Source organism: Pedobacter jamesrossensis (assembly GCF_042650905.1).
Taxonomy (GTDB): Bacteria; Bacteroidota; Bacteroidia; order Sphingobacteriales; family Sphingobacteriaceae; genus Pedobacter; species Pedobacter jamesrossensis.
This window is the reverse complement of the sequence record NZ_JBHSBY010000085.1, coordinates 1-9,467: the sequence shown is the minus strand read 5'-3', so window position 1 is coordinate 9,467 and position 9,467 is coordinate 1. Positions and strand designations below refer to the sequence as shown.

General features: G+C 36.5%; 8 protein-coding genes. 7 read left to right on the top strand and 1 reads right to left on the bottom strand.

Annotated features, from left to right (window positions below; translation table 11 throughout):
• Positions 1-186: 186 nt before the first annotated feature.
• From ACFOUY_RS09455 to fabG, 7 genes are all read left to right on the top strand, one after another.
• A complete protein-coding gene (locus tag ACFOUY_RS09455) occupies positions 187-567 on the top strand; it encodes a septal ring lytic transglycosylase RlpA family protein (RefSeq protein WP_378960263.1) in 381 nt (126 codons plus the stop codon).
• A gap of 458 nt (positions 568-1,025) precedes the next feature.
• Complete coding sequence (locus tag ACFOUY_RS09450; RefSeq protein WP_378960262.1) at positions 1,026-1,997, top strand: ribonucleoside-diphosphate reductase small subunit; 972 nt, start codon at positions 1,026-1,028, stop codon at positions 1,995-1,997.
• 207 nt (positions 1,998-2,204) lie between these two features.
• Positions 2,205-4,589: a ribonucleoside-diphosphate reductase subunit alpha gene (locus tag ACFOUY_RS09445; protein WP_378960260.1), complete on the top strand. Its 2,385-nt coding sequence runs from the start codon at positions 2,205-2,207 to the stop codon at positions 4,587-4,589.
• Positions 4,590-4,759: 170 nt separating this feature from the next.
• On the top strand, positions 4,760-4,978 hold the full coding sequence (locus ACFOUY_RS09440; RefSeq protein ID WP_316756661.1) for a cysteine-rich CWC family protein: 219 nt from the start codon (positions 4,760-4,762) through the stop codon (positions 4,976-4,978).
• 391 nt (positions 4,979-5,369) lie between these two features.
• Complete coding sequence (locus ACFOUY_RS09435) at positions 5,370-6,245, top strand: carbon-nitrogen hydrolase (protein WP_378960259.1); 876 nt, start codon at positions 5,370-5,372, stop codon at positions 6,243-6,245.
• Positions 6,246-6,341: 96 nt separating this feature from the next.
• Positions 6,342-7,418 carry an agmatine deiminase family protein gene (locus ACFOUY_RS09430; RefSeq protein WP_378960258.1) on the top strand — a complete coding sequence of 359 codons (1,077 nt, stop codon included), beginning with the start codon at positions 6,342-6,344 and terminating at the stop codon, positions 7,416-7,418.
• 106 nt (positions 7,419-7,524) lie between these two features.
• The gene (fabG, locus tag ACFOUY_RS09425; RefSeq protein ID WP_378960257.1) at positions 7,525-8,268 is read left to right on the top strand and encodes a 3-oxoacyl-[acyl-carrier-protein] reductase; all 744 of its coding nucleotides are present in this window, start codon (positions 7,525-7,527) and stop codon (positions 8,266-8,268) included.
• Between the two features lie 108 nt (positions 8,269-8,376).
• Here the strand turns inward: fabG and ACFOUY_RS09420 are convergent, their stop codons facing one another.
• Entirely contained in the window at positions 8,377-9,111 is a 735-nt protein-coding gene (locus ACFOUY_RS09420; RefSeq protein WP_378960256.1) for a L,D-transpeptidase family protein, read from the bottom strand.
• Positions 9,112-9,467 lie beyond the last annotated feature (356 nt).

Here is a 9,467-nt window from a genome sequence, read left to right as displayed (position 1 = left end):
ACACACCAAACGAAGTTATTCTAACAAACCGCTGTATACCGAACGGTACGTACAGTGGTGTGAGAGGACAGATAGGGAAATAATCCCTATCTTCCTACTCGATCTGAAAACCATCCTGTTTTTCACAATTTATTGATTATAAACTAAATGCTTATATTTGCAGGCTCGATAAATAAAATTTAGCCTATGAAGTATCTTCTGTTATTAAGTTTTTGTTTCCTGTTTTTACAAGGTAAAGCACAAAATTCTGATTCATCAAATGAGCCAGATAGTATCAAAAAAACAGTTCTCGCAACTTATTACCACAGAAAATTCGAAGGCCGCCGAACCACCAGTGGCGCTAAATACCGGTCAAAAAAATTAACTGCTGCCCATCGTACTTTGCCTTTCGGCACCATGATTAAAGTAACCAATCCCGATAACGGAAAATCGGTAGTTGTAAAGGTAAATGACCGAGGTCCATTCTCCAAAAGATTAGCCATAGATTTATCTGAAAGCGCTGCTAAACAGATAGGTATCTATCACAAAGGTGTAGCGAAAGTAAAGCTAAGCTATAGCGTTGAGTAGTACTCTTTTTAGCTCTAATTAAAGCTGGTTTTGCCATCAAAATTTAAGTTATTAACACTTAATTTCGTTTCCTAAACCCTTAAAAAGAAATGATTAGCTTTTTTTTCGCTTGAAAATGATATTTAGCTGATGGGTTTATCCACTAAAATATAGGTAGTGTTAACAACTTTGGTTAACGAAAAAGGGCTATCGTATATATATTTGTTTCAACAAAGTTCTTTAACTTCTTGCGCTTTAAAACAAATATAAAAGCTTAGTTTTTAGTAATTTATGCGTCTATCTCTCTGATAACAATTTTAAATTTACCTAACTAAAAACTACGTTGTTTGCAAAGCGACGAGGTTAGCACTTTTCACTCTAGAGTTTTGATAAAAAACATTACAATCATCATATAAAATTGATGAATGCGTGGTTTTGTCGGCTCTGTTTAAAATGAAAGATTATAAAAATATCAGCTTATGGAACAGGAATTACTACTACAAGAAAATAAAGATAGATTTGTGCTTTTGCCGATTAAGTATCCGGCAATTTGGGAAATGTATAAAAAGACCGAAGCTAGTTTTTGGACAGCTGAGGAAATTGACCTTTCTGATGACCAAAAGCACTGGGATAATTTAAATGATGGCGAAAGACATTTCATTTCTCATATCCTTGCTTTCTTTTCTGCTAGTGATGGTATCGTGAACGAAAACTTAGCGGTAAACTTCATGAGTGAAGTGCAATTGCCTGAGGCCCGTTGTTTCTATGGTTTCCAGATTATGATGGAAAACATCCATGCTGAAACTTATGCTTTATTAATCGACACCTATATTAAAGATCCAGAAGAAAAAGACCGTCTTTTCCACGCCATCGATACTGTTCCGGCAGTAAAAAGGAAAGCGGAATGGGCTCTACGTTGGATTGAAAATGGAAGTTTTGCGGAACGTTTGGTCGCTTTTGCTGCGGTTGAAGGTATTTTCTTCAGCGGAAGTTTCTGCTCTATCTTTTGGTTAAAGAAACGTGGTTTAATGCCAGGCTTAACTTTCAGCAATGAGTTAATCTCGAGAGATGAAGGTTCTCACTGCGAATTTGCTTGTTTATTGTACAGCATGTTGAGCAATAGATTAAGTGAAGAACAAGTTCATGGCATCATCAGCGATGCTGTAGAAATTGAAAAAGAATTTATTACAGATGCATTGCCAGTTGCCCTAATTGGTATGAATGCAAAATTAATGAGTCAGTATATCGAATTTGTAGCAGACAGATGGTTGCAAGAGTTGGGTTACAAAAAAATCTACAATGCAACAAATCCTTTCGATTTTATGGAAATGATTTCGTTGCAAGGTAAAACTAACTTCTTCGAGAAACGTGTTGGCGATTATCAAAAAAGTGGTGTATTAACTTCTGCTGATAACAATAAGCAAGCGTTTTCTTTAGATGAAGATTTTTAGATAAGCTTAAAGCAAAAAGACTAAAGCAGAAAGTTGCCCTTGTCGTCATTGTAAGGCACAGAGCAATCTTGATGAACAGATATAACAATAAAATTAATAACGCGATAAACAAGTCTTGATACTTGATACTCGCCAATAAATATAAAACTCGCCTTTAAAAATCCTTCCTTTTGGGGAGGGTTGGGAGGGGCTTAAATCTCATAACATATGTTCGTACTAAAAAGAGATGGCCGGAAAGAGCCGGTACAATTTGACAAAATCACAGCCCGTATTCAAAAGCTGTGTTACAGTCTAAATTCAGACCTTGTAGACCCAATCGATGTTGCCAAAAAGGTAATCGAAGGTTTATATGATGGCGTAACTACATCAGAGTTAGATAACCTTGCCGCAGAAACTGCAGCATCATTAACTACAAAACATCCTGATTATGCTTTGCTGGCTTCGCGTATTGCGGTTTCCAACTTACATAAAAATACTACGAAATCATTTTCGGGTACGATGAAAATGTTGTACGAATATTACGACCCGAAAGCGCAAAAAGCGGCACCACTTATTGCTGATGATGTTTTTGAGATTATTGAAAAAAATAAGGACATTTTAGATAGTTCTATCATTTACGACCGCGATTTCGGATTCGATTATTTCGGTTTTAAAACTTTAGAAAAATCATATTTATTAAAAGTTAACGGTCAAATCGTTGAGCGTCCTCAGCATTTGTTCATGCGTGTTTCTGTTGGTATCCACAAAGAAGATATCGAAAGTGCAATCAAAACGTATAACTTAATGAGTGAGCGTTGGTTTACACACGCTACACCTACATTATTCAACGCAGCTACGCCTAAACCTCAAATGTCATCTTGTTTCTTGCTAACCATGCAAGATGATAGTATCGAGGGTATTTACGATACATTAAAACAAACTGCTAAAATTTCACAAAGTGCTGGTGGTATTGGTTTAAGTATTCACAATATCCGTGCTACGGGTTCTTATATTGGTGGTACAAATGGTACAAGTAATGGTATTATTCCAATGTTACGTGTATTTAACGATACCGCTCGTTATGTAGATCAGGGTGGAGGCAAACGTAAAGGTGCTTTCGCTATTTATTTAGAGCCTTGGCATGCAGATGTTTTCGAGTTCTTAGACTTGCGTAAAAACCATGGTAAAGAAGAAATGCGTGCCCGTGATTTATTTTATGCCCTTTGGATAAACGATTTGTTTATGCAACGTGTTAAAGATAATGGCGAATGGACTTTATTCTGCCCACATGAAGCACCAGGTTTGGCAGATTGTTTCGGTGCTGAATTTGAAGCTTTATATACTAAATACGAAGCCGAAGGCCGTGGACGTAAAACCATTAAAGCACAAGAACTTTGGTTTGCCATTTTAGATTCGCAAATTGAAACAGGTACACCTTATATGTTGTTTAAAGATGCAGCGAACAGCAAATCTAACCAACAAAACTTAGGTACCATTAAAAGTTCTAACTTGTGTACTGAAATTATTGAGTACACTTCTAAAGATGAGGTTGCGGTTTGTAATTTAGCATCATTAGCATTGCCTCGTTTCGTAATTAATGGTGCTTTCGACCACCAAAAATTATACGATGTAACTTATCAGGCTACTTTAAACCTGAATAAAATCATCGACCATAACTATTATCCAGTAATTGAAGCTGAAAACTCAAACATGCGCCACCGTCCGGTTGGCTTAGGAGTACAAGGTTTAGCTGATGCATTTATCTTATTGCGTTTACCTTTCGAAAGCGATGAGGCAAAACGTTTAAACAAAGATATTTTCGAAACGATTTATTTCGCATCGATGACAGCATCTCACGATTTAGCAGTTAAAAATGGTCCTTACCAAACTTTCAAAGGTTCGCCATTATCGAAAGGAAAATTCCAATTCGATTTATGGAATGTAACACCAGATAGCGGCAGATGGGATTGGAATGCTTTACGTAAAAAAGTAGTTAAAGATGGCGTGTATAACTCGTTATTAGTTGCGCCAATGCCAACTGCGTCTACTTCTCAAATTTTAGGTAACAACGAATGTTTCGAGCCATATACTTCAAACATTTACACCCGTCGTGTATTAAGTGGAGAGTTTGTAGTAGTAAACAAGCACTTATTGAAAGATTTAGTAGCCTTAGGTTTATGGAACAACGATATGAAAAATCAAATCATATTGGCTAATGGCTCAATTCAAGGTATCGCAGCAATTCCTGATTATATTAAAGAATTGTACAAAACAGTTTGGGAAATTAAAATGCGTAACATCATCGATATGGCTGCTGACCGTGGCGCTTATATCTGCCAATCGCAATCGTTAAACTTGTTTGTAAATGCGCCAAATACTTCAAAATTAACTTCAATGCACTTCTATGCATGGGAGAAAGGATTGAAAACGGGTATGTATTATTTACGTACTCAAGCCGCATCTCAAGCAGTTAAATTTACGGTAGAAAACCAAGGTGGTAAAGCAATTGAAGCAGTAATTCCTGCAAACATTCCACAAGATCAGGTTGCAGAAGAAATCGTTGACGGACCAGTTTGTTCAATGGAAGAAGGCTGTATTAGTTGTTCGGGTTAAGCAGAAAGTTAAAAGCAGAAAGACTAAAGCGAAAAGTCTGCCAACACGCCCGTCATTGCGAGGAACGAAGCAATCTTAATGCGTTAGTTTTCTTCTCATCATAAAGCAATAAAACAAATAAGGTTTTGGGCTAACGCTCAAAACCTTATTTTTGTTTATACTTTTGGTAAATGTCTAATATTCCTCATAGCAAACACGAAATCATTCCCTGCGAACGTTGCGGAACGGCTATAGAATGCAAGGCAAATTCCTACACCAAATGCCAATGTAGTGTGGTTCAATTGAGTATTAACGAAGTGCAATATATTTCAGAATTGTACGATGGTTGCCTTTGTGCAAAATGTTTATTTGAATTGCAACAAGAATACCGCGAAGAGATAGGGGTTTAACATAGTCCGTCGGCTGAAGCCAGACGGCAAAGAAATGAGATAGAGGAATTAGATATTTATTCATTGCAGGTGACTTTAGCTGCCTGAAATTTAAAGGAATCTGCATTGGCTTTAGCCAAATTAGTAAATTTTGCAACCTCAAATAGTAGCAAACCCTCTGCTTAATAAACGGGATTGAAGTGATATCCTTTTACCATTCCCCTTTAGGGGATTTAGGGGTAAAAGATTTAACGGAAAGCCCAACCAACACTAACCTAAATACTGAATTTGCTTTTCGAAAAAACAATTACATAATTATGCCATTCTACATTTAAACAAAATAGTAACTTTGCAACCTAATTTAGAATGAGTGAATACTTTTACAAGTTCACTCATCCAATAATTTAAAAAAATGAAGAAAGTAAACGTAGGCTTAGTGCAGATGAGCTGTACTAAAGATAAGCAAGAAAATTTAGATAAGGCTATTTCGAAGGTAAGAGACGCTGCCGCAAAAGGTGCACAAATTGTTTGTTTGCAAGAGCTTTTTACTTCGTTATATTTCTGCGATGTAGAAGATTACGCTAACTTCGACTTAGCAGAAGCTATTCCTGGTCCATCTACTGATGCTTTGCAGGTTGTTGCTAAAGAATTGGGCGTGGTTATTATTGCCTCTTTATTTGAGAAACGTGCAGCAGGAATTTATCATAATACAACGGCTGTTTTAGATGCTGATGGTTCTTACTTAGGCAAGTATCGCAAAATGCATATTCCTGACGACCCGGCTTTTTATGAAAAATTTTACTTTACTCCAGGTGATTTAGGTTACAAAGTTTTTGATACCAAATTTGCTAAAATCGGTATCTTAATTTGTTGGGATCAATGGTATCCGGAAGCATCTCGAATTACGGCTTTAATGGGAGCTGATATCATGTTTTATCCAACTGCAATTGGTTGGGATACAACACAAGATGAAGAAACCAATCAAGATCAATACAATGCATGGCAAACCATTCAACGTTCGCATTCGGTTGCAAATGGTATTCCTGTAGTGAGCGTAAACCGTGTAGGTTTTGAACAAGATGGTGCAATGAAATTCTGGGGTGGAAGTTTTGCAACGAACGCTCAAGGCAAGTTGCTTTACCTGGCATCGCATGATAAAGAAGAAACTGAAGTGGTAGAATTAGACTTAGACCAAAGCGATTTTATGCGTAAACACTGGCCATTTTTAAGAGATAGAAGAATCGATTCTTACCAGCCAATTACGAAAAGATATATTGATGGCGAATAAGCTTAAAGGTTAAGGACCAAAGCTTAAAGCGAAAACCCAATTAAAATTCCATGGTTCCTGTCCTCACGGACCATTTATTTATAATAACATAATTTGATGTCAAACTTTCCTCCAAGAAAAGAATTAAATCTAAATCAATTCGATTACTCACCGAAACAGCAAGGTTATTTTTTCCCTGCAGAATGGGTAAAACATGAGGCTACCTGGTTAAGTTGGCCACACAAGGAGGCGAGCTGGCCAGATAAAATAGAAACAATTTACGAGCCTTACTGCCAATTTATAAAAGTTGTTGCCGAAGGTGAAAAAGTTCGCATTAATGTAAAAGATGAAGAAATGAAAGCTTTTGCAATTGCTGAATTGAAGAAGATTGATGCTGATTTAACACAAATTGAATTTTATTTTAACGAGACTAACGATGCTTGGTGTAGAGACCACGGCCCGGCTTTTGTGTTGAAAGGAAATGAAAAAGCGGTTGTAGATTGGGGTTATAATGCCTGGGGTGGAAAATATCCACCATTTGATTTGGATGATGTGGTACCAACTAAAATTGCTAAACATTTTGATTTGCCTTTGTTTACACCAGATATTGTAATGGAGGGTGGGTCGGTAGAATTTAACGGAGCAGGAACGATTTTAACCACAACAGCATGTTTGTTAAACGAAAATCGTAATCCACATTTAAACAAAGAACAAATTGAAAAATATTTGCTCGAATATTATGGACAAGAGCAGGTTCTGTGGTTAGGAGATGGAATTGTTGGCGATGATACAGATGGTCACATAGATGATATTACACGTTTTGTTAATGAGTATACCGTTTTGACGGTTGTAGAAAGTAATCCTTTGGATGAAAACTACATTTTATTGCAAGAGAATTTAGAGGCTTTAAAGTCGATGAAATTAAAAGATGGTCGCTCATTAAATATCGTTGAGTTACCCATGCCATCTCCAGTGATTCATGAGGATACACGGCTACCAGCATCTTACGCTAACTTTTATATTGCTAATTCAGCTGTAATTGTACCAGTTTTTGATGATGTAAACGACCAAAAAGCTTTGGATATTATTCAAGGTTGTTTCCCGGATAGGAAAGTGGTTGGTATAAATTCGGTTGATATTATTTGGGGGTTGGGTAGTTTCCACTGTTTAAGTCAGCAGGAGCCAGCCTCATAAATGGGGAATAAAACCTATTGTGTTAAACATTACAATAAATATTAACTTTACAAGAATTAAATTTTTATACATTATATAAAAGTCCCATTTAGGGGATTTAGGGGTTATGAAATTACTAGAAGGAAAAACAGCATTAATTACAGGTGCATCGAAAGGTATTGGTCGTAAAATAGCTGAAAAATTTGCTGAACAAGGTGCTAACGTAGCATTCACATATTTATCATCAGTAGAAAAAGGCGAAGCTTTAGAGAAAGAATTACAAAGTTTTGGTACCAAAGTTAAAGGTTACCGTTCTGATGCATCAAAATTTGTTGAGGCAGAACAGTTAATAAATGATGTAGTTGCAGAATTTGGGACAATTGATATCGTAGTTAATAACGCTGGTATTACAAAAGATGGTTTGTTGATGCGCATGAGCGAAGAAAACTGGGATGATGTAATCAACGTCAACTTAAAATCTATCTTTAACATTACTAAAGCGGCATCGAAGGTAATGATGAAAGCCCGTAAAGGTGTTTTCATTAACATGAGTTCGGTTGTTGGGGTTACTGGTAATGCTGGTCAAGCGAATTATGCGGCATCTAAAGCTGGTATTATAGGTTTCACTAAATCAGTTGCTAAAGAATTAGGTTCGAGAAATATTCGTGCAAATGTTGTTGCTCCTGGTTTTATCCGTACAGAAATGACTGAAGTTTTAGACCCAGCAGTTGTTGCTGGTTGGGAAAAAGATATTCCACTTAAACGAGCAGGCGAAACCGAAGATATTGCTAATGTTTGTGTGTTTTTAGCATCAGATATGAGCGCTTACGTAACCGGACAAACGCTATCTGTTTGCGGTGGAATGCTTTAATTAAGGTAGGAGGTTTAAATGTATAGGGTGGAAGGTTTTCTTTCCATAGCCAAAAACATCAGAAGTAGTAAGGTGAGGGTTATCCCTAAACCTTACGCCTTTTAGCTTTTACCTTACTATGTATTTTCCTTTAACTTCCTTAATGTCCGCTAGGTTTTTATGCTTTTCAAAATTGAGATAAGCAGGTTGCAAAGTTTTCCAGAAACTAACCTGAGATGGAAATTGCGGACCATATTTTTTCAAATTTCCCTCGGTCATTTTGAAAGGATAAATGTTTACAGGAATTTTTTCCTGACCAGAATTTCGAGCTTCGACACCTAAAATATAAACCTCTTTAATTTTCTCATCCGTTAGAGGGATACAACCAACCGTTACGCAATTTCCATGAATGTAAATATCACTGCCAGGTTTTCTATCTTTCCCAGTTCTCGCAAGATCAACCGAATTCGGATAGTTTACGCCAAGAGATAAATGGAAATTACTCATCGGATTGAACACATTGATGTAGTAAAATCCTTCTGGGGTTTGTCCGTCGCCCTCTATAACTTTTGGTCCGAGTTTGCCAGAGTGCGCACAGAAATCGTAAGTTCTAAATAATTTATATTTTTTATCTGAATTGTTTTTTAGCCAGATTTCTAGTTTTCCTTCTGCTTTGTAAGCATTTACAAGCATCGAAAAATCATTTCCAAAGCCATCTGCTTTCACAAATTTTTGTAAGGTTTTCCATTTTTCTTTGTAAGCTTTTTCTACCCTTTCAAATTTAATTTGGGTTGCTTTGAAATTATTTTGTGCATTAGACATTATGCTGAAGGATAGGAGAAAGATTAAACTAATTAATTTCATAGGTTTTACTTTGGAATAAAGCTAATATTTTAACCGCAAAGTAAGCCAAGATTTTCTAATCAGCTACACGCAAAGAACGCTAAGCTGGGTTTTATTGCTTTTTTACCACAGAGTACAAAGAGTTTTTTAACGTATAGACTCAGAGCACACAAAACTGGGTTTATTATACTTTCTTTGCGAATCTCTGTGCAATCCTTTGTGTCCTCCGTGGTAAAAATATAACCCCAATAATGCTTCTCGTAAATTCTTTGCAGGGTCAACGCACTTAAATTTGGTTAAACACTTGCAATAGATACTGATTGTCCCATCCAGCCTTGAGTCTTTTAGTTACTAGAGAGCCCTTGGATGGATCTTTT

Bases quoted from the DNA above. Each gene is read 5' to 3' on its own strand.
- ACFOUY_RS09455 (WP_378960263.1), top strand. From the start codon at position 187: ATGAAGTATCTTCTGTTATTAAGTTTTTGTTTCCTGTTTTTACAAGGT.
- ACFOUY_RS09450 (WP_378960262.1), top strand. From the start codon at position 1,026: ATGGAACAGGAATTACTACTACAAGAAAATAAAGATAGATTTGTGCTT.
- ACFOUY_RS09445 (WP_378960260.1), top strand. From the start codon at position 2,205: ATGTTCGTACTAAAAAGAGATGGCCGGAAAGAGCCGGTACAATTTGAC.
- ACFOUY_RS09440 (WP_316756661.1), top strand. From the start codon at position 4,760: ATGTCTAATATTCCTCATAGCAAACACGAAATCATTCCCTGCGAACGT.
- ACFOUY_RS09435 (WP_378960259.1), top strand. From the start codon at position 5,370: ATGAAGAAAGTAAACGTAGGCTTAGTGCAGATGAGCTGTACTAAAGAT.
- ACFOUY_RS09430 (WP_378960258.1), top strand. From the start codon at position 6,342: ATGTCAAACTTTCCTCCAAGAAAAGAATTAAATCTAAATCAATTCGAT.
- fabG (WP_378960257.1), top strand. From the start codon at position 7,525: ATGAAATTACTAGAAGGAAAAACAGCATTAATTACAGGTGCATCGAAA.
- ACFOUY_RS09420 (WP_378960256.1), bottom strand. From the start codon at position 9,111: ATGAAATTAATTAGTTTAATCTTTCTCCTATCCTTCAGCATAATGTCT.